This is a genomic window from Pseudomonas sp. R151218B TE3479, from assembly GCF_053629195.1.
Map to the genome: position 1 here is coordinate 5,116,167 of NZ_JBRJHV010000001.1, position 19,550 is coordinate 5,135,716.

A 19,550-nucleotide genomic window follows, 5' to 3' on the forward strand; every position below is an offset into this window, starting at 1 on the left:
ACCCTATCTCAAATCACAAACCGCGCCACCATCGCATTCAAACCCACCGCCAGGCGCGACAGTTCATGAGTGGCGTCGCTGGTCTGTTTCGCGCCGCTGGCCGATTGCGTAGCCAGGTCGCGGATGTTCACCAGGTTGCGGTCCACCTCGCGGGATACCTGGGCCTGTTCTTCCGAGGCGCTGGCAATGACCAGGTTGCGTTCGTTGATCTGGTGGATCGACTGGGTGATCTGCTCCAGGGCCACGCCGGCGGCCCGGGCCATCTCCAGAGTGCTTTGGGTGCGCTGGTTGCTCTGCTGCATCGATTGCACGGCCTGGCCGGTACCGTTCTGGATGCCGGCGACCATTTTTTCGATTTCCTGGGTCGATTGGGCGGTGCGATGGGCCAAGGCCCGGACTTCATCGGCCACCACCGCGAAACCGCGTCCGGCCTCCCCGGCACGGGCGGCTTCGATGGCCGCGTTCAGCGCCAGCAGGTTGGTCTGCTCGGCGATGGCGCGGATCACGTCCAGCACCTTGCCAATGTCCCGGCCCTGGACCGCCAGGCCTTCGATCATCGAAGCGGTGGCTTGCACATCGTGGGTCATGGTCTGGATCGCATCGACGGTTTCCACCACCCGCGAGCGCCCTTCTTGGGCTGCCTGGGTCGACTGGCCCGAAGCTTCGGAAGTGGACACCGCGTTGCGGGCGACCTCCTCGACGGCGGCGGTCATCTCGTTGACGGCAGTGGCGGCCTGTTCGATTTCATTGTGCTGCTGTTGCAGGCCGCGGGAGGATTCCTGGGTGACCGCGCTCAGTTCTTCGGCCGCCGCTCCCAATTGGCTGGCGGAGCCGGCGATCTGCTCGATGGTCTGGCGCAGGCTGCCTTGCATCGCGGCCAAGGCCTGGAGCAAGCGACCGGGTTCATCCTTGCCGTCAACCGCGATGACTTGGACCAGATTGCCGCTGGCAATGATCCGGGCTGCCTCCAATGCCCGGTTGAGTGGCGCGACGATGCTGCGAGTCAACAGCAAGGCCAACACGACCGTGGCCAGCGCGGCAATGAGCGAGACGACGATGATGCCGGTGATGGCGCTGTTGTAATGCTCGCCGGCCAGGGCCGATGCCTCACCGGCACTGGCCACGTTGAGGGCAATGAGCTTGTTGAGCTGCTCGCCCATCAGGTCGGTGCCTTCCTTGATCCGCGTATTGATGTGGGTACGCAGTTCGTCAGTCTTGTTCTGGCGCGACAACTCGAGCATTTCTTTCTGGGCTTGCAGATATTTGTCGAGGGTCGCCGAAAAGACTTTGTACAGCTCAGCCTCTTCCGGCGAGGCCGGCAACGCGGCGTAGCCGCTATTGGCCTTGTTCAGCTTTTTCCACCAGCACACCGATGCGGCCGTCGGCCTCTGCCAGACTGGCCGGGTCGCGGTTGACCAGGATCCGGAACGAAAGAATGCGCATGCGCAACACGCTTTCCAGCACATTGGCCAGGTAGCCGACGCTGGGCACTTGGGTCTGCTCCATGTCCAGCGACGCCTGGCGGATGACTGACATGCGATTGGCGGCGAATACGCCGAGAATAACGACGAGCAACGCGATGACGGTGAAGCCCAGAAAAGCCCGGGGAGCGATATTCAAGCTGCGTAGAGACATGGGAAGACCTCGCTGTGATGGGGTCGAGCATCCATGCCGCCAGCGTACGGGGTGGAATAATTGTGGGTACGCCTGAGGTCGTTATCGGCCAGGCTCCAGGCTTTTTACAGGGAGATGTAAAAAAATATTTCACGAGACTTTGTGGCGAAAGAGCTTGCTCCCTCACCACAGGTGAATGCGCGACCAGTTTTATCGGCGCGCCACCCGCCACAGCCGGGCGATGTCCTGGGCTCGTTCGCTCAGCAGGCGCGGGGCGTCGAGGCAGGCTTGCTGCAAGGTCATCGGCCCGCTGGCCAGGGCAAAGGCGGCGTCGATACCGTATTCGTACAGCGCTTGGTAGCCCTCCCCCAGCGTACCGGCGATGACCAGTACCGGCACGCCATGCTGGCGGGCGATGCGGGCCACGCCGAAGGGGGTCTTGCCGCGCAGGGTCTGGGCGTCGAAACGGCCTTCGCCCGTGATCACCAGGTCGGCGCCCTCGATCGCATCGGCCAGCCCGGTCAACTGGGCAACGACGTCCACGCCGGTCCGGAACTGCGCCCGCAGGAATGCCTTGGCCGCGAAACCCAGGCCGCCCGCGGCACCGCTGCCCGGTTCGTCGCGTACATCACGGCCCAGCGACCGGGCACAATGGTCGGCGAAATGCCCCAGGGCCCGGTCCAGGTCCTGCACCTGCCGGACGGAGGCACCCTTCTGTGGCCCGAAGACCGCGGAAGCGCCATGGGGCCCGCACAACGGGTTATCGACATCGGCGGCGATCTCGAAACTGACCTGGGCCAAGCGCGGGTCCAGGTCGCCCAGGTCAATGCGTGAAAGGTGCGCCAGGGCTTGGCCACCGGGCACCAGGGGTTGCTCGTGTTCATCCAGCAGCGCCACGCCCAGGGCCTGCATCGCGCCGGCACCGCCATCGTTGGTGGCACTGCCGCCGATGGCCAGGATCACCCGCCCGGCCCCTTCGTCCAAGGCGGCACGGATCAACTCGCCGGTGCCGTAGGTGCTGCTGGAACAGGCATCGCGCTGATCCGGCGGCACGAGCTGCAAGCCACTGGCCTCGGCCATCTCGATGATCGCGGTGCGGCTGTCGGCCAACCAGCCCCAGCGGGCCTCGACGGGAGTGCCAAGGGGGCCGCGGACCCGGGTGTGACGCCACTCGCCGTTGCAGGCGGCCAGCACCGACTCCACCGTCCCCTCGCCGCCGTCGGCCATCGGGCACTTGACCAACTGGGCATCCGGCCAGACCTGGGCCAACCCCTGGGCAATGGCATCGGCGACGCCCTGGGCACTGAGGCTGTCCTTGAACGAGTCGGGGGCGATGATTATTTTCATATTATTCTCCGGTTCCGATGCACAGCATGCTGCCAGTTGACCGCAGCCGTGACGCCGGTCTGCCGCACAAAAGACACCGGGCATTATTGTTCAATTTCACAAATACCGGTTTTCCAGGAGGATTCAGGTTGAAGCTGCCGGCCTCATCGCGAGCAGGCTCGCTCCCACAGAAGTAGTACCGCCGATCAAACTGTGGGAGCGAGCTTGCTCGCGATAGCGGTGTGTCAGCTTGCACAGGTATTGGATGTGCCACCGACATCGCGAGCAAGCTCGCTCCCACAGGGTTATAGCGGTGTGCTTTCGGTCTGCGGCAACAGTTGCACCCCCAGGTACAACGCCAGCATCCCATCCAGCCGCAACGGATCCACGCCGCTGAGTTCGGCGATGCGTTCCATGCGGTAGCGCAGGCTGTTGCGATGGATGCCCAGCGCGTCGGCGCAGGCTTGGCTCTGGCCGTCGTGCTCGCACCAACTGCGCAAGGTGGCGAGCAATTGGCCGTTACTGTCCTTGGCGATGACCTTGCGCAAAGGGGTCAGCAATTCATCCAGGGCATCGTCGCTGCGATGACGCCAGAGCATCACCGGCAAGCGATAACGGTTGAGGGTCAGCATGCGCGACTGCGGCAACACATCGCGCCCGTAGGCCAACAGGTCCCCGACCCGTCGGTAGCAACGACGCAGGCCCGCCAGCCCTTCGGCCTGGCCGCCCACCGCCACGCGCAGAATGCTCCAGCCCAACCCGTCGAGCTTGCCCAGCAGGCGCTCGTTCTCCACCGAGGCGGTCACCGGCCGGCACCAGAGCAGGGAAGATTTGGACGACGTCAGGCACCAACTGTCCGGGTAGCGGGACATCAGCCACCCGCTCAGCGTCTCGACGGTCTGGCCGGGCCCGTGCTCCAGGCCCAGTTCGAACAGATACGGCACCCGTGAGAGTTGCGGCTTGAGGCCCATCTGCCGCGCTTCGTCCAGCAAGCGTGGCGAATCCCCGGCGTCCCCCAGCAGCAACGCCAATAAGTCATCGCAACGCTGGCGGCGCCATTGCTGTTCGGCCTGCTGGTTGCGCTGGCCCACCAGCATTTCAGCGGTCATGCGCACCAGTTCGGCATAGGTACGCAGTTGCGCAGGCTCGCCGGTGATGCCCAGGACGCCGATCAGCCGTTGATCGAGCATCAGCGGCAAGTTGATTCCCGGCTGCACGCCCTTGAGGTGCATCGCGGTGTGCTCGTCGATTTCCACCACCCGGCCATTGGCCAGGACCAGTTGCGCGCCTTCGTGGCGGGTATTGACCCGCTCGCGCTCGCCGCTGCCGAGGATCAGCCCCTGGTTGTCCATGACATTGACGTTGTACGGCAGGATCGCCATCGCCCGGTCGACAATGTCCTGTGCCAGGTCGTGATCGAGTTCGAACATGGGGCGGTGTTCCTTGCAGGCGGCTTGGATTGTTGTTTCAGACATGGGTTTGGTCAGTCGCACAGGGTCTGCCTCCAAACCCTGTGCCCAGGCACAAAGACACGGGGCCTTGGGCTGGACGAGACTCAAGGGGCAGTCAACGTTACCCCCTGGCTCGCAAAAATCATAATAAAGAGAGACCTCGCCATGTCCCAGAGCGCAGCAGCCCTCCTGGCTACCCCCGACGAAAAAAATATCGTCTACAAGCGCATCACCCTGCGCTTGATCCCGTTCATTTTCATCTGCTACCTGTTCAACTACCTCGACCGGGTCAACGTTGGCTTCGCCAAGTTGCAGATGCTCGACGCCTTGAAATTCAGTGAAACCGTGTATGGCCTCGGCGCCGGAATTTTCTTCATCGGCTACGTGCTGTGCGGCGTACCGAGCAACCTGGCCCTGACCCGGTTCGGCCCCCGGCGCTGGATCGCATTGATGATGATCACCTGGGGCACGCTGTCGACCTGCCTGCTATTCGTCACCACCCCCACCCAGTTCTATACCTTGCGGCTGTTCACGGGTGCGGCCGAAGCCGGATTCTTTCCTGGCGTGGTGCTGTACCTCTCGCAATGGTTCCCGACGTTCCGCCGCGGCCGGATCATGGCCTTGTTCATGTCGGCCATTCCGGTGTCCGGCCTGCTGGGCAGCCCGTTTTCCGGGTGGATCCTCAACCACTTCGCAGCGGGCCAGGGCGGCCTGGCGGGTTGGCAGTGGATGTTCCTGCTGCAAGGTATTCCGACGGTGATCCTCGGCGCTCTGGCGTTCTTCCTGCTCAGCGACACCTTCGCCAACGCCAAATGGCTGACCGCCGAGGAACGCGCCGTGCTCACCGCCGACCATGCCGAAGACCTGGCCAACAAGCCAAAAAACACCACCGATTCGTTGCTCGCGGTGTTCAAGAACCCGGCGATCTGGGCCTTCGGCCTGGTGTACTTCTGCATCCAGAGCGGCGTTTATGCGATCAACTTCTGGCTGCCGTCGATCATCAAGAACCTGGGCTTCAGCGATAACCTGGTGATCGGCTGGCTGAGCGCGATCCCCTACCTGCTGGCAGCGGTGTTCATGTTGCTGGTGGGTCGCTCGGCGGACTTGCACAAGGAACGTCGCTGGCACTTGGTGGTGCCGATGCTGATGGGCGCGGCCGGGCTGCTGATCGCCGTCAACTTCGCCACCACCCCGACTATCGCCATCATCGGCCTGTCCATTGCCACCATGGGTGCCCTCACCGGCCTGCCGATGTTCTGGCCGGTACCCACCGCCCTGCTCAGCGCGGGCGCGGCGGCCGGCGGCTTGGCGTTGATTAACTCCATGGGGCAGATGGCGGGCTTCCTCAGCCCGTACTTGGTGGGTTGGGTCAAGGACGCCACCGGCTCGACCGACGCGGCGTTGTACCTGCTCGCCGGGGTGATCGTGTGTGGCAGCCTGCTGGCGCTGCGCATGACCCGCACCCTGCGGGCCTGACGCTCTTTTTTCCCGTGGGAGCGGGCTTGCTCGCGATAGCGTCAAGTCAGCCAACATTGATGTTGACTGACCCACCGCTATCGCGAGCAAGCTCGCTCCCACAGTTGATTTGGGGTGTTTTGAGAATTCTGTTTGATCCATGCGGTGGTTCTGGGGTTTGATTGAGCCTTTCTTCATGGATAAAAGGATCTTGTCATGAGCTACCGCACGCTAGGCCATTCCGGGTTGCAAGTCTCGACGTTGACCCTGGGCACGATGATGTTCGGCGAACAGACCAGCACCGAGGATTCGCTGCGGATCATCGACAAGGCCTGGGACCAGGGCATCAATTTCATCGACACCGCGGACGTCTACACCAACGGCCGCTCCGAAGAGATTGTCGGCGAGGCGATCGCCCGTCACCGCCACGAATGGGTACTGGCCACCAAGGTCGGCTTTGGCCCGCCGGACGGCGTGCCCAACCGCAGCGGCCTGAGCCGCAAGCACCTGTTCAATGGCATCGAGGCCAGCCTGACGCGCCTGGGCACCGATTACCTGGACATCTATTACCTGCATCGCGAAGACCACAACACCCCGCTGCACATCACCGTCTCGGCCATCGGCGACTTGATTCGCCAGGGCAAGATCCGCTATTGGGGCCTGTCGAACTACCGTGGCTGGCGCATCGCCGAGGTGATTCGGATCGCCGACAGCCTGGGCATCGACCGACCGGTGATCAGCCAACCACTGTACAACATCGTCAACCGCCAGGCGGAAACCGAGCAGATCACCGCGGCGCAGAACTATGGCCTCGGCGTGGTGCCATTCAGCCCGCTGGCCCGCGGCGTGCTCAGCGGCAAGTACGCGCCGGATGTGGCACCGGACGCCAACAGCCGTGCCGGCCGCCAGGACAAACGCATCCTGGAAACCGAATGGCGGGTCGAGTCGCTGCGCATTGCCCAGCAGATCCTGCAATACACCCAGGGCCGAGGCGTGGGCATCGTCGAGTTCGCCATCGCCTGGGTACTGAACAACAGCGCCGTGACTTCGGCCATCGTCGGGCCGCGCACCGAGGAACAGTGGGATTCCTACATAAAGGCGCAGGCAGTGAAGATCAGCGCGGAAGATGAAGCCTTCGTCGATTCGCTGGTGACGCCGGGGCATGCGTCGACGCCGGGGTTCAATGACGTGGGGCATTTCGTGCCGGGGCGAGTTCCGCGTACGTCATAATCGTTCATCGAATAAGAACAGGGCGAGGGACCTTGCTCCCTCGCCACAGCTGCCCTTCTCACCACAACGGTGTTTCTGCCCATTAAAATAAGAGGCCTCAGTGTCCAAAGGCATCGCTCTATCGGTCTCAGCCTCTGCGCTGTTCGCCGTCATGTACTACTACACCTCGCTACTCTCACCGTTGACCGGCCTGGAGATTTTCGGCTGGCGCATGCTGCTGACGATGCCATGCATGACCGTGTTCATGTTGGTGGTACGGGAGTGGCACCTGGTCACGGCGCTGATCCGCCGCCTGGTCGCCACGCCACGGCTATTGATCGCGGCAATCGTCTCTTCGGCCCTGATGGGCGCGCAGCTGTGGCTGTTCATGTGGGCGCCGCTCAATGGCTACAGCCTGGACGTGTCGCTGGGGTACTTCCTGTTGCCGCTGTCGATGGTCCTGACCGGGCGCATCGTCTATGGCGAGCGACTGTCCTACCTGCGGAAAGTCGCCGTGTTCTTCGCTACCCTTGGCGTGTTCAACGAGTTGTACCAGGTGGGTGGTTTTTCCTGGGCCACCTTGCTGGTGGTGATCGGCTACCCGATCTATTTCATCCTGCGCAAACGCATCAAGACCGACAACCTCGGCGGGCTCTGGCTGGACATGACCCTGATGCTGCCCGTGGCGCTGTGGTTCGTGCAAAGCGGTGAACAGGGTTTCCACGTATTCGATCAATACCCGCGGCTGTCGCTGCTGATCCCGTTGCTCGGGGTGATCAGCGTCAGCGCGCTGGTGTCTTATATCGTCGCCAGCCGGCTGCTGCCGTTCAGCCTGTTCGGCTTGTTGAGTTACGTCGAACCGGTCCTGCTGCTGGGCGTTGCGCTGCTGTTGGGCGAAAGCATCAAGGCCGCTGAATGGCTGACCTACATCCCCATCTGGATGGCCGTGGCGGTGTTGGTGTTCGAAGGCTTCAAACACCTGGTGCGGCAACGGCGCAGGGCTTAAGGTCAACGTCAACCCCTGTGGGAGCGAGCTTGCTCGCGATGGCGGCGGATCAGCCAATATCGATACAAACTGATCCACCGCTATCGCGAGCAAGCTCGCTCCCACAGGGGTCTGCGTGGTTCAATAAAAAGCCCGCCCGACATCACTGCCGGGCGGGCTTTTTCATGGGACAGGTATTACTCGGTCGCCAGCACGCCCCGACGCACCTGGTCGCGCTCGATGGACTCGAACAGTGCCTTGAAGTTACCTTCGCCAAAGCCGTCGTCGCCCTTGCGCTGGATGAATTCGAAGAACACCGGCCCCATCAGGGTTTCCGAGAAGATCTGCAGCAGCAGGCGCTTATCACCCTGCTCGGAAGCACCATCGAGCAAAATGCCCCGCGATTGCAGTTCATTCACTGGTTCGCCGTGGTTCGGCAGGCGGCCTTCGAGCATTTCGTAGTAGGTGTCCGGCGGCGCGGTCATGAAACGCATGCCGATGCTTTTCAAGTGGTCCCAGGTCTTGATCAAGTCATCGGTGAGGAAGGCCACGTGCTGGATGCCTTCACCGTTGAACTGCATCAGGAACTCTTCGATTTGCCCCGCGCCCTTGGACGACTCTTCGTTCAACGGGATGCGAATCATGCCATCCGGGGCGGTCATGGCCTTGGAGGTCAGGCCGGTGTATTCGCCCTTGATGTCGAAGTAACGGATCTCGCGGAAGTTGAACAACTTCTCATAGAAGCCGGCCCAGTAGGCCATACGCCCGCGGTACACGTTGTGGGTCAGGTGATCGATGATTTTCAGGCCCGCGCCCACCGGGTTGCGATCCACACCTTCGAGGAACACGAAATCGATGTCGTAGATCGAGCTGCCTTCGCCAAAACGGTCGATCAGGTACAGCGGTGCGCCGCCGATGCCCTTGATGGCAGGCAGGTTCAGCTCCATCGGGCCGGTCTCGATGTGGATCGGCTGAGCGCCGAGCTCCAGGGCGCGCTTGTAGGCCAGTTGCGAATCCTTGACCCGGAACGCCATGCCGCACACCGACGGGCCGTGCTCGGCGGCAAAGTACGAGGCCACGCTGTGGGGTTCATTGTTGAGGATCAGGTTGATCGCGCCCTGGCGATACAGGTGCACATCCTTGGAACGGTGGGTAGCCACCTTGGTGAAGCCCATGATCTCGAAGATCGGCTCCAGGGTGTTGGGGGTCGGGGATGCGAATTCAATGAATTCGAAGCCCATCAGGCCCATGGGGTTTTCGTATAGATCTGCCATGTCGGCGCCTCATCATTCTGGTCAATTAACAAAAAAACGTTAGTTGCAGGCAATGCTGAGGACACGGGGCGGCGCGCAGGAAATGCCACGAACGCTGCGGGCGAGGAAATCGCCGTAGATCAGTTGAAACCCAAGTATCTTCATTGTCGACCCAAGGCTCTTGCGGGCGAGGCTTCTGCTGCCAGAAGACGTTATTCTTATATGCGTAAATCGATTCTACACAGCGTAACCTGATTTGTCCGCCTTCTGTATCAAATCGCCTTTTCCTTCGAGCGCGCAAGGGGTTTGTTGCACAGGAAAATACCCACCAGGATCACGCCCCCGCCGACGCACATCAAGGCCGTGAGCCGTTCGTCCAGCAGCAGCGCTCCCAGCAGCACCGCCGTCAGCGGGTTGAGCGCGATGAATACGCCGGACCGGGTCGCGCCGATTCGGCGAATGCCGTCATACCAGGCGATATAGGCCAGGGCCGAGCCCAGCACGCCGAGGTACAACAGGCTCAGCCATTGCTCCATGTCCAGCGCGCGCAGGGCATCGAGCCGAACCTCGCCCGCCGCCGCGCAGGTCAGCCACAACATCAGCGTGCCCAGCAGAATCGACCAGGTCACGGTCTGCAAGGGGCCGAGACTGTCATTGAGCTTTTTCGAAAACAGCGAATAGATGCCCCAGCCCAGCACGCAGCCAAAAATCAACAGGTCGCCGATCCAGCCCTGCGTCGCGCCTTGCAGCAAGGACGGATCACGACTGACAATCACCAACCCCGCCCCGCCGATGCACAACACGATACCCGCCACTTTCAGGCGGCTCAGCCGCTCCTTGAACAGCCACCAGGACGCCAGCCCGATCACCGCCGGGTTCAAGGCTACGATCAGCGAAGCCCGCGACGCATTGATGTACTGCAAACCATAGAAGAAGCACAGGTTGTAGAAAAAGATGCCGAAGAACCCCAGCGCCGCCAATTGCAGGCCTTGCTTCATAGTGGGCCTGGCCAGCGGGATCCCGGCCAGGACGAGAAACGCCAGCAGCGCGAGACTCGCCAGCAGGAACCGCAGGCTGGCGGCAAACATCGGCGCCAGGGCATCGGCAAGGATCCGGCCGGCCACGAAGGTCCCGCCCCAGATCATGGTGACCATGGCGAGCTTCAGGTAGACGGGCAGGTCCGACGGGATCGAGACGGTTTGTTCGAGGGTTTTCATGGTGCACAGAAACCTGTAAGTGAAGTCACTCACAAAACCTGTGGCGAGGGGATTTATCCCCGCTGGGCTGCGCAGCGGCCCCAAACCTGACGACTCGGTGTGTCTGGAGTTCGAGGGGGCCGCTTCGCGCCCCAACGGGGATAAATCCCCTCGCCACAAAGTTCTGTATTGCTTTCTGATTCGAATCAGATGCCTCATCATCAGGCTCATGCTTTGTCATCGTAAAATGAGCGATCACTCATGACCCTCACTCAACTCGAAATCTTCTCCCTGGTCGCCGAGCTGCGGGGTTTCACCGCCGCGGCCACGCGCTTGGGCATCGGCCAGTCCGCGGTATCCCACGCCATCAAATCCCTGGAACAAGAGTTGGGCGTGGAGTTGCTCAGGCGCCATCAGTCGGTGGTGGAGCTCAGCGACATTGGCCAGCAGTTGCTGCTGCGGGCCCGGGCCATGCTCGGGCTGGCCAACACCTTGCGTCAGGAAGCCGCCGATGCCCGGGGCATGCGCCGCGGCACCTTGCGCATCGGCTCGTTCGGGCCGACGTCATCGATGAAACTGTTGCCCGGGATCCTGCGGCGCTATCGAGCCTTGCATCCCGGGATCGAAGTGCACATCGACGAAGGGCCCGACAGGCAGGTCATCCAATGGCTGGACGAACGACGGATCGACGTCGGTTTCGTGGTACTGCCCGAGGAGCGTTTCGATACGTTCGCGTTGCTGGAAGATCAGATGGTCGCCCTGCTGCCCGCCTCACATCCCCTCGCCGCCCAGGCCAGCCTGAGCCTCAAGGACCTGTGCAACGACCCCTTCGTGCACACCGAGGCGGGATCGTCGGAGCTGGTCACGCGCCTGTTCAATGCCGCCCGCCTGACACCGAACGTGCGTTTTCGTTGTTCGCAGTTGCTCAGCACCCTGGATGTCGTCAGGCGTGGCGAGGCGGTGAGCGTGGTGTCCGAAGGATCGTTGCCGGACGATGGAAATCCCGGTTACGTTACCCGGCCCCTGTCGCCGCGAGTGCCGCGCCAGATCGGCCTGGCGGTATTGGACAGCCGCCAGGCCTCGCCCGCCACCCTGGCGTTCATCGAGCTGGCCCGACAGTCATGAGCCTCTGCTGGGGGCCTAGGTGGCTCGCGATGGCGGCGAGTCAGCTAGCATCGAGGTTGAACGTCACGGCGCCATCGCGAGCAAGCTCGCTCCCACAGGGATCTGCAGCGTTCGCAGAATCCAAGGCCACCGCCCATACCTGTGGGAGCCAGCTCGCTCGCGATGGCGGTGGGTCGGCTTGCAACAATCGCGGGCACGCCCACAGACAGGCAAGTCACCGACAGGCCATCTATCATGGTCGGCATCCGATGCTCCCCTCATCCCCTTTTCCTCAGGTTGTGCCGATGCCCTTGACCGCCACCCGATCGCACACCCGTCCCCGTCGCTATCTGATCACCCTGCTTTGCGGCCTGGTGCCGATCCTGTCGGGGCTGGTCATTTTGTACATGCAAGCCGAACGGACGCTGGCGCAACACACCCGGCAGACCGCCGAGGAGTCGGTCAGGCAGATCGAACTGATGCTCGACAACACCGCGTTGGCGGCCCGTGAACTATTGCCCCTGGCCGGCCAGCCCTGCGAAGCGGTGACGCTGGCCTTGCGCGAACAGGTGACGCGCCGGCCCTTTGTCCGCTCGACCAACCTGATCTGGGACAACGACCTCTATTGCAGCTCGCTGTTCGGGGCCTTCGAGGAACGCGTCAACCCGAGCGACTATCACCAAGGCACGCTGTGGCTCCTGGACGGCAACCCGGTCACGCCGGACACCGCGTTGCTGATCTACCGGCTCACTGAAGGCCGGCAAGGCGCCCTGGCCACCCTTGACGGGTATCACCTGGCCAACGTCCTGCGCCTGATCGGCCAGCAGACCCGGCTGCGGCTGCAAGTCGGGCCGAATTGGCTGGCCGCGGACGGCAAGGTCCGGCCAGCGCCCTTGCCCGGGTCGCCGGTGGCTCAGACCGAACTGGGTTCAGCGCGCTACGCCTTCAATGTAGAAGCCGGTTTCGACGAGGGTGAAACCTGGCGCTACATGGCCAGGGAATATCCGCCGCTGTTCAGCCTGCTGATCTTCTTCGGCGTTGTGGCCGGGACACTCGGACACTGGCTGCAACAGCGCGCCTCGTCTCCCAGCCGTGAATTGCAACGGGCGCTGGAAGCCGGCGAGTTCGTGCCCTACCTGCAACCGGTCGTGCACAGCGATAGCAAACGCTGGGCCGGCGTCGAGGTGCTGATGCGCTGGAACCATCCCAAGGAAGGCCTGGTCCGCCCGGATCTGTTCATTCCCTTCGCCGAACACAGCGGCGTGATCGTGCCCATGACCCGTGCGCTGATGCAGCAAACCATGCACCTGCTGGTGCCGCTTGCGCCTCGACTCGAAGCGCCGTTTCATGTCGGCATCAACATCACCGCCCGTCACTGCCAGGATCTGGCGCTGGTGGACGATTGCCGCGAGTTTCTCAATGCCTTCGCACCGGGTGCGATGACCCTGGTACTGGAGTTGACCGAGCGCGAGCTGATCGAACCGACACCCGTGACCCGGCAACTGTTCGACCAACTGAGGGATTTGGGCGTCAAGATCGCCCTCGACGATTTCGGCACCGGTCATTCCAGCCTGGCGTACTTGCGCCAGTTCAATGTGGACTTCCTGAAGATCGACCAGAGTTTTGTCGCGATGATCGGGGCCGACGCCCTGTCGCGCCACCTCCTCGATAGCATCATCGAACTGTCGGGCAAGTTGGACCTGGATATGGTTGCCGAGGGCGTCGAAACCGTCGAACAAAGCGACTACCTGAGCGCCCACGGGGTGAACTTTCTACAAGGCTATCTATTTGGCCGACCGATTAGCGGGCCGGCGTTCGTTGAGACCTTGACCGGCACTAATGGCAGTTAACCGCCGTCGATCTATTGACGATGTCCTGCCAATTGATAAATGCGCTTGCTGTTGTTACATAACGAAAAAGTTACGATTTACACTTTACGGATTAACTACTACAATTTTTCTACCTGTGCCACATAACAGGAGAGAGTCATTAACACCGAGTCGCTTCAAGGCGCTTGGCTTATAGCTTTGTTTGCGGTTGGTATCAGCCAAATATTTTGATTGGAGTAATCATTTTGTCCAGACTCGCTGAATTTCGTGCAGCCGAAAAGGCCCTTCAAGAACAGCTCAAGCAGCTGGAATCGCTGAAGAACGATGCCGGGCTCAAGAAGGAAATCGAATTCGAGGAAAAGCTCCAGGGACTGATGAAAACCTACGGCAAGAACCTGCGCGACATCGTCGCGATCCTCGACCCGAACCCGTCCAAGGCGAGCCTGCAATCGACCAAGCCCACTAAGACACGCCGCGCGCGCGTGGTGAAGGTTTACCAGAACCCGCACACCGGCGAATTGATCGAGACCAAGGGCGGCAATCACCGCGGCCTGAAAGCCTGGAAAGAACAGTACGGTGCAGCGACCGTCGATTCTTGGCTGCGTGGTTGACAGTACGTGGTTGACAACCCCCAAGACGCAAAAAAGCCCTGAACACTCAGGGCTTTTTTATGGGCAAGACTTTAGGATTAAACCCATTGGCGTATTACGCTGAAGGCGTCATAGTTTCAAACTGTTTCGCACCGACTGTACTTCATCCTGGCTTTCAACAAACACCTGCGCCTGCCCTGCATAGGACAGCACATAAGCCTTGCCCTCATTTAGTGCCGCGACGAGTGCCTGAGACAATACATGTCGTCCGTTTTGCGTGATCGTGCAAGTGGTTTCTAACGCAGTTACGCCGCCCAACATGGAGGCATGGACCTTAGTGCATACACTTTGGTAACCCCCTTGGAAAAAATCCTTCTGGATTGACTTGCGCATCTCCAACAATACGCCTTGCAAGTTGACCTGATGATCGGGCTCGACGGGGGTGGTGGTCAGTTCCATGACCATCACGGCGTTGCCTGCAGGATCACTTTTGGTTGCCCGTTGGCGCAGGGTTCCGGGGGGCGCCGAGGCCGATGCGTCCGCCGGCAGCGGCTCGACCACCCAGCCCTGGGGCCACAGGATCTGCGGTTCGGCGGCCTGGACACCACCGACACTCGCAACACTGGCAAACAGCAGGACAAACAGCGAAAGGAACGGTCGAATCATTGCGAGGCCACTCAAGGACGAATCGTAAAGTCTGAAGCCCAGGGCAGTACCAAGCAATAGTCACGTGCGGTTTGGCGACGCCGCGCCCCTTGCGTATCATGGGCGCACCTGCAAGGAAGCCGTCTGACGCAAGCCCAGGAACCGTCGCGACCACGCTTGCGACGCCGTTTGCCCCACTTATTTTCCGGAGGGCCCATGAGCCTGCACGAACTCAATACTTTCCCTGGCGTCACCGCACAACCTGACGCCGCCACGGCCCGGTTCGTCTTCAACCACACGATGCTGCGGGTCAAGGACATCACCAAGTCCCTGGATTTCTACACCCGCGTGCTGGGTTTCTCGCTGGTGGAAAAGCGCGACTTCCCGGAAGCCGAATTCAGCCTGTACTTCCTGGCGCTGGTGGACAAGAACCTGATTCCGGCGGACGCGGCGGCGCGTACCGAATGGATGAAGTCGATCCCTGGCATCCTGGAACTGACCCACAACCATGGCACCGAAAGCGACCCGGCGTTCGCCTACCATAACGGCAACACCGACCCACGCGGTTTCGGCCACATCTGCATCTCGGTACCGGACATCGTCGCAGCCTGCGAGCGTTTCGAAGCACTGGGCTGTGACTTCCAGAAACGCCTGACCGATGGCCGCATGAAAAGCCTGGCCTTCATCAAGGACCCGGATGGCTACTGGGTCGAGATCATCCAGCCGGCGCCGCTGTAAGCTGTCCTGATGTCCATTGTGGGAGCGAGCTTGCTCGCGATGAGGGCAGCACATTCAGCATTGAGGCAAGCTGACCCACCGCCATCGCGAGCAAGCTCGCTCCCACAGAATGATGGGCGATAAAAAACCCCATGAGCCAAGACTCATGGGGTTTTTCTTTTGCCGCGATCGGCCGCTCAGGCCGGCGCGGAGGTGCGGATCAGGTGGTCGAAGGCGCTCAGCGAAGCCTTGGCGCCCTCGCCCACGGCGATCACGATCTGCTTGTACGGCACAGTGGTCACGTCACCGGCGGCGAACACGCCTGGGATCGAGGTTTCACCACGGGCATCGACGATAATCTCACCCCTCGGCGACAGCTCGACGGTGCCTTTGAGCCAATCGGTGTTGGGCAACAGGCCGATCTGCACGAAGATCCCTTCCAGTTCCACGTCCCGCACTTCACCGCTGGGACGATCCTTGTAGCGCAAGCCATTGACCTTCTGGCCGTCCCCCGTCACTTCGGTGGTCTGGGCGTTGGTCACCACTGTCACGTTCGACAGGCTGTGCAGTTTGCGCTGCAACACCGCGTCGGCACGCAATTGCACATCGAACTCCAGCAAGGTGACGTGGGCCACGATACCCGCCAGGTCGATGGCTGCCTCGACGCCGGAGTTACCGCCGCCGATCACCGCCACGCGCTTGCCTTTGAACAGCGGGCCGTCGCAGTGCGGACAGTACGCCACGCCCTTGTTGCGATATTGCTGCTCGCCCGGCACGTTCATTTCGCGCCAGCGGGCACCGGTCGCCAGGATCACGGTCTTGGCCTTGAGGCTCGCACCGCTGGCGAAGTTGATTTCATGCAGGCTGCCGTCCTTGCCCGGCAGCAAGGCGTCGGCACGCTGCAGATTCATGATGTCCACGTCGTACTGCTTGACGTGCTCTTCCAGGGCAACGGCCAATTTCGGCCCTTCGGTTTCCTGGACCGAGATAAAGTTTTCGATGGCCATGGTGTCGAGCACCTGGCCGCCGAAACGTTCGGCCGCCACACCGGTGCGGATGCCTTTACGGGCCGCGTAGATCGCCGCCGAAGCGCCAGCCGGGCCGCCGCCGACCACCAGCACATCGAAAGCATCCTTGGCGCTGATTTTCTCAGCCTGGCGTTCGATGCCGCTGGTGTCGATCTTGGCGAGAATCTCTTCCAGGCCCATGCGGCCCTGGCCGAAGTTCACGCCGTTCAGGTAAATGCTCGGCACGGCCATGATCTGGCGCTCATCGACTTCGGCCTGGAACAGCGCGCCGTCGATGGCAACGTGGCGAATGTTCGGGTTCAGCACCGCCATCAGGTTCAGCGCCTGGACCACGTCCGGGCAGTTCTGGCACGACAGCGAGAAATAGGTCTCGAAGTTGAACTCGCCTTCAAGGGCGCGAATCTGTTCGATGACCTCGACACTGGCCTTCGATGGGTGGCCGCCGACTTGCAGCAGGGCCAACACCAGCGAAGTGAATTCGTGGCCCATGGGGATGCCGGCAAAACGCAGGCTGATATCGGCTCCCGGGCGGTTCAACGAAAACGACGGCTTGCGCGCATCGGTACCGTTGTCGAGCAAGGTAATTTTGTCGGAAAGACTGGCAACGTCTTGGAGTAACGCGAGCATTTCCTGGGATTTCGCACCGTCGTCGAGGGAGGCGACGATCTCGATCGGCTGGGTGACCCGTTCCAGGTATGACTTCAACTGAGCTTTAAGATTGGCGTCCAACATACGGGCGATTTCCATTTTGTGAATTTCAGAAAAAACAACGCCCGAGCGAATCTCGCCCGGGCGTTTTTTGGGGCGAAGCGGCTTACTTGATTAAGAGCGGATCGCCCTCGGATGACTCACAGACTTAGATCTTGCCGACCAGGTCCAGGGACGGAGCCAGGGTGGCCTCGCCTTCTTTCCACTTGGCTGGGCAGACTTCGCCCGGGTGAGCGGCAACGTACTGAGCAGCCTTGACCTTGCGCAGCAGCTCGGAAGCGTCGCGGCCTACACCACCGTCGTTGATTTCGACGATCTTGATCTGGCCTTCAGGGTTGATCACGAAAGTACCGCGGTCAGCCAGGCCGACCTCTTCGATCAGCACGTCAAAGTTGCGGGAGATGACGTGGGTCGGGTCACCGATCATGGTGTACTGGATTTTGCCGATGGCTGGCGAAGTGTTGTGCCAGGCAGCGTGGGCGAAGTGAGTGTCGGTGGAAACGCTGTAGATCTCGACACCCAACTTCTTGAACTCGGCGTAGTTGTCAGCCAGGTCTTCCAGCTCGGTTGGGCAAACGAAGGTGAAGTCGGCTGGGTAGAAGAACACGACAGACCACTTGCCTTTCAGGTCGGCGTCCGACACCTGGACGAATTCGCCGTTTTTGAAGGCGGTAGCGTTGAACGGTTTAACTTGGCTGTTGATGATAGGCATCGATGTTTCTCCATCAGGGTTGAGAAGTTGATGGAGGGAATCTTAACCACTCATCCCCAGGCTGGCTCATTGGCAAACCTCATGTGAATGATTGGTTTTGGCTATCAGGAATCTATATAGATAGAAAAAATCTGTAGGTGCTGGGGAAGGCTGCGATCATCCGCTTGGGACTCAAGTGTCTGGGGAAAGATCGCAGCCTCGTTGTACTCGTCAGCTCCTACGCTCCTACGCTACGGGTACGGGGCGTGTCAGGCGAGGGGCGTACGCATCGTCACGAACTCTTCGGCGGCGGTCGGGTGCACGCCGATGGTCTCGTCGAAGTCGCGCTTGGTGGCACCGGCCTTGAGGGCGATGGCCAAGCCTTGGACGATTTCACCGGCATCCGGACCGACCATATGGCAACCCAGGACCTTGTCGGTCTGGGCATCCACCACCAGTTTCATCAGGGTGCGCTCCTGGCAGTCGGTCAAGCTCAGCTTCATCGGCCGGAAACGGCTTTCGAAGATCTCGACCTCATGCCCCTCTTCCCTGGCCTGCTCCTCGGTCAGGCCCACCGTGCCGATGTTCGGCAGGCTGAACACGGCGGTGGGGATCATCCGGTAATCCACCAATCGATATTGCTCGGGCTTGAACAGACGCCGCGCCACCGCCATGCCTTCGGCCAGGGCAACGGGGGTGAGCTGGACGCGACCGATCACGTCGCCAATCGCCAGGATTGACGGTTCGGTGGTCTCGTATTTTTCGTTGACCTTGACAAAACCCTTCTCGTCCACCGCGACGGTGGTGTTCTCCAGGCCGAGATTGTCGAGCATCGGCCGCCGGCCGGTGGCGTAGAACACACAATCGGTGATCAACGTTTTGCCGTCCTTGAGCTCGACCCTCAGGCTGCCGTCGTCCAGTTTTTCGATGGATTTGATGTCGGCGTTGAATTGCAGGTCCAGGCCACGACGGGTCAGTTCTTCGGCCAGGTGCTTGCGCACCGCACCGTCGAAACCGCGCAGGAACAGTTCGCCGCGATACAGCAACGACGTCTGCGCGCCCATGCCGTGGAAGATCCCCGCGAACTCCACCGCAATGTAGCCACCGCCCACCACGATGACGCGCTTGGGCAGCGCCTTGAGAAAGAACGCCTCGTTGGAGCTGATGGCGTGCTCGCGCCCCGGAATGTCCGGGATCACCGGCCAGCCGCCGGTGGCGATCAGGATATGCCTGGCGGTGTGACGCTGGCCGTTGATCTCGACTTCATGGGGGCCGGTCAGCCTGGCATGCCCTTCGTGCAGCACGACGCCGCTGTTGACCAGCAGGTTGCGGTAGATGCCGTTGAGACGATTGATCTCCTGGTCCTTGTTGGCGATCAGCGTGGCCCAGTCGAAACTCGCCTCGCCCGCCGTCCAGCCATAGGCCGACGCTTGCTCGAAGTCCTCGGCGTAATGCGCGCCATAGACCAGCAGTTTTTTCGGCACGCAGCCGACGTTGACGCAGGTTCCGCCCAGGTAGCGGCTTTCCGCCACGGCCACCTTTGCCCCAAAACCGGCGGCGAACCGCGCAGCCCGCACACCACCGGAACCGGCGCCAATCACATACAAGTCAAAATCGTAGGCCATTTTCTATCTCCTTCGGCAGGTCATCAGCATACCTGCTGTTTTCACCTGAGGCAGCGTTGCGGTTGGTTATGGGGGCGGAAAACGAAAAAGCCAGCCGAACTGGATCGAATGGGCAAGTCAAGCG

The 19,550-nt window shown here is 61.4% G+C and carries 17 protein-coding genes; 7 read left to right on the forward strand and 10 right to left on the reverse strand.

Going from position 1 to position 19,550, the window contains the following annotated elements:
- Positions 1–8 precede the first annotated feature (8 nt).
- From AB7M32_RS21890 to AB7M32_RS21905, 4 genes are all read right to left on the reverse strand, one after another.
- Positions 9–1,370, reverse strand: coding sequence for a methyl-accepting chemotaxis protein (locus tag AB7M32_RS21890; protein WP_454251338.1), 1,362 nt, complete (start codon positions 1,368–1,370; stop codon positions 9–11).
- Positions 1,336–1,635 carry an MCP four helix bundle domain-containing protein gene (locus tag AB7M32_RS21895; RefSeq protein ID WP_454251339.1) on the reverse strand — a complete coding sequence of 100 codons (300 nt, stop codon included), beginning with the start codon at positions 1,633–1,635 and terminating at the stop codon, positions 1,336–1,338. The genes AB7M32_RS21890 and AB7M32_RS21895 overlap by 35 nt, the downstream gene beginning before the upstream one ends.
- A 189-nt stretch (positions 1,636–1,824) precedes the next feature.
- On the reverse strand, positions 1,825–2,961 hold the full coding sequence (locus tag AB7M32_RS21900) for a glycerate kinase (RefSeq protein WP_454251340.1): 1,137 nt from the start codon (positions 2,959–2,961) through the stop codon (positions 1,825–1,827).
- A 284-nt stretch (positions 2,962–3,245) separates the two neighbouring features.
- Positions 3,246–4,370, reverse strand: coding sequence for a sugar diacid recognition domain-containing protein (locus AB7M32_RS21905; protein ID WP_454251341.1), 1,125 nt, complete (start codon positions 4,368–4,370; stop codon positions 3,246–3,248).
- Between the two features lie 186 nt (positions 4,371–4,556).
- On the opposite strand from AB7M32_RS21905, the gene AB7M32_RS21910 reads away from it, so the two are divergent.
- From AB7M32_RS21910 to rarD, 3 genes are all read left to right on the forward strand, one after another.
- On the forward strand, positions 4,557–5,867 hold the full coding sequence (locus AB7M32_RS21910) for an MFS transporter (RefSeq protein ID WP_454251342.1): 1,311 nt from the start codon (positions 4,557–4,559) through the stop codon (positions 5,865–5,867).
- A 195-nt stretch (positions 5,868–6,062) separates the two neighbouring features.
- Positions 6,063–7,076, forward strand: coding sequence for an aldo/keto reductase (locus tag AB7M32_RS21915; protein ID WP_454251343.1), 1,014 nt, complete (start codon positions 6,063–6,065; stop codon positions 7,074–7,076).
- Between the two features lie 100 nt (positions 7,077–7,176).
- Complete coding sequence (gene rarD / locus AB7M32_RS21920; protein ID WP_072411543.1) at positions 7,177–8,061, forward strand: EamA family transporter RarD; 885 nt, start codon at positions 7,177–7,179, stop codon at positions 8,059–8,061.
- Between the two features lie 176 nt (positions 8,062–8,237).
- Here the strand turns inward: rarD and hppD are convergent, their stop codons facing one another.
- Both hppD and AB7M32_RS21930 read right to left on the reverse strand, forming a co-directional pair.
- Positions 8,238–9,314: a 4-hydroxyphenylpyruvate dioxygenase gene (gene hppD, locus AB7M32_RS21925; RefSeq protein ID WP_060741677.1), complete on the reverse strand. Its 1,077-nt coding sequence runs from the start codon at positions 9,312–9,314 to the stop codon at positions 8,238–8,240.
- Between the two features lie 251 nt (positions 9,315–9,565).
- Positions 9,566–10,510: a DMT family transporter gene (locus tag AB7M32_RS21930; protein WP_454251344.1), complete on the reverse strand. Its 945-nt coding sequence runs from the start codon at positions 10,508–10,510 to the stop codon at positions 9,566–9,568.
- 240 nt (positions 10,511–10,750) lie between these two features.
- Between AB7M32_RS21930 and AB7M32_RS21935 the strand changes: the two genes are divergently transcribed.
- From AB7M32_RS21935 to AB7M32_RS21945, 3 genes are all read left to right on the forward strand, one after another.
- Complete coding sequence (locus AB7M32_RS21935) at positions 10,751–11,614, forward strand: LysR family transcriptional regulator (protein ID WP_454251345.1); 864 nt, start codon at positions 10,751–10,753, stop codon at positions 11,612–11,614.
- A gap of 284 nt (positions 11,615–11,898) precedes the next feature.
- Positions 11,899–13,443 (forward strand): EAL domain-containing protein, encoded by a 1,545-nt coding sequence (locus AB7M32_RS21940; protein WP_454251346.1) that lies wholly within the window; start codon positions 11,899–11,901, stop codon positions 13,441–13,443.
- A gap of 224 nt (positions 13,444–13,667) precedes the next feature.
- A complete protein-coding gene (locus AB7M32_RS21945) occupies positions 13,668–14,033 on the forward strand; it encodes a histone-like nucleoid-structuring protein, MvaT/MvaU family (protein ID WP_072411532.1) in 366 nt (121 codons plus the stop codon).
- 108 nt (positions 14,034–14,141) lie between these two features.
- Here AB7M32_RS21945 and AB7M32_RS21950 read toward each other — a convergent pair whose 3' ends face one another.
- Positions 14,142–14,678 (reverse strand): DUF4946 domain-containing protein, encoded by a 537-nt coding sequence (locus AB7M32_RS21950; RefSeq protein WP_454251347.1) that lies wholly within the window; start codon positions 14,676–14,678, stop codon positions 14,142–14,144.
- 195 nt (positions 14,679–14,873) lie between these two features.
- Between AB7M32_RS21950 and gloA the strand changes: the two genes are divergently transcribed.
- Positions 14,874–15,395, forward strand: coding sequence for a lactoylglutathione lyase (gene gloA / locus AB7M32_RS21955; RefSeq protein ID WP_454251348.1), 522 nt, complete (start codon positions 14,874–14,876; stop codon positions 15,393–15,395).
- Between the two features lie 176 nt (positions 15,396–15,571).
- Here gloA and ahpF read toward each other — a convergent pair whose 3' ends face one another.
- The 3 genes from ahpF to gorA form a co-directional block, all read right to left on the reverse strand.
- Complete coding sequence (ahpF, locus tag AB7M32_RS21960; RefSeq protein ID WP_454251349.1) at positions 15,572–17,134, reverse strand: alkyl hydroperoxide reductase subunit F; 1,563 nt, start codon at positions 17,132–17,134, stop codon at positions 15,572–15,574.
- A gap of 124 nt (positions 17,135–17,258) precedes the next feature.
- Positions 17,259–17,822, reverse strand: a complete 564-nt coding sequence (gene ahpC / locus AB7M32_RS21965) for an alkyl hydroperoxide reductase subunit C (protein WP_047227636.1) — start codon at positions 17,820–17,822, stop codon at positions 17,259–17,261.
- Between the two features lie 248 nt (positions 17,823–18,070).
- On the reverse strand, positions 18,071–19,426 hold the full coding sequence (gorA, locus tag AB7M32_RS21970) for a glutathione-disulfide reductase (RefSeq protein WP_454251350.1): 1,356 nt from the start codon (positions 19,424–19,426) through the stop codon (positions 18,071–18,073).
- Positions 19,427–19,550 lie beyond the last annotated feature (124 nt).

Coding starts and splice junctions, on each gene's coding strand:
- AB7M32_RS21935 (WP_454251345.1), top strand. CDS start 10,751: ATGACCCTCACTCAACTCGAAATCTTCTCCCTGGTCGCCGAGCTGCGG.
- AB7M32_RS21905 (WP_454251341.1), bottom strand. CDS start 4,370: ATGTTCGAACTCGATCACGACCTGGCACAGGACATTGTCGACCGGGCG.
- AB7M32_RS21915 (WP_454251343.1), top strand. CDS start 6,063: ATGAGCTACCGCACGCTAGGCCATTCCGGGTTGCAAGTCTCGACGTTG.
- gorA (WP_454251350.1), bottom strand. CDS start 19,426: ATGGCCTACGATTTTGACTTGTATGTGATTGGCGCCGGTTCCGGTGGT.
- ahpF (WP_454251349.1), bottom strand. CDS start 17,134: ATGTTGGACGCCAATCTTAAAGCTCAGTTGAAGTCATACCTGGAACGG.
- AB7M32_RS21940 (WP_454251346.1), top strand. CDS start 11,899: ATGCCCTTGACCGCCACCCGATCGCACACCCGTCCCCGTCGCTATCTG.
- ahpC (WP_047227636.1), bottom strand. CDS start 17,822: ATGCCTATCATCAACAGCCAAGTTAAACCGTTCAACGCTACCGCCTTC.
- hppD (WP_060741677.1), bottom strand. CDS start 9,314: ATGGCAGATCTATACGAAAACCCCATGGGCCTGATGGGCTTCGAATTC.
- gloA (WP_454251348.1), top strand. CDS start 14,874: ATGAGCCTGCACGAACTCAATACTTTCCCTGGCGTCACCGCACAACCT.
- AB7M32_RS21900 (WP_454251340.1), bottom strand. CDS start 2,961: ATGAAAATAATCATCGCCCCCGACTCGTTCAAGGACAGCCTCAGTGCC.
- AB7M32_RS21930 (WP_454251344.1), bottom strand. CDS start 10,510: ATGAAAACCCTCGAACAAACCGTCTCGATCCCGTCGGACCTGCCCGTC.
- AB7M32_RS21895 (WP_454251339.1), bottom strand. CDS start 1,635: ATGTCTCTACGCAGCTTGAATATCGCTCCCCGGGCTTTTCTGGGCTTC.
- AB7M32_RS21910 (WP_454251342.1), top strand. CDS start 4,557: ATGTCCCAGAGCGCAGCAGCCCTCCTGGCTACCCCCGACGAAAAAAAT.
- AB7M32_RS21950 (WP_454251347.1), bottom strand. CDS start 14,678: ATGATTCGACCGTTCCTTTCGCTGTTTGTCCTGCTGTTTGCCAGTGTT.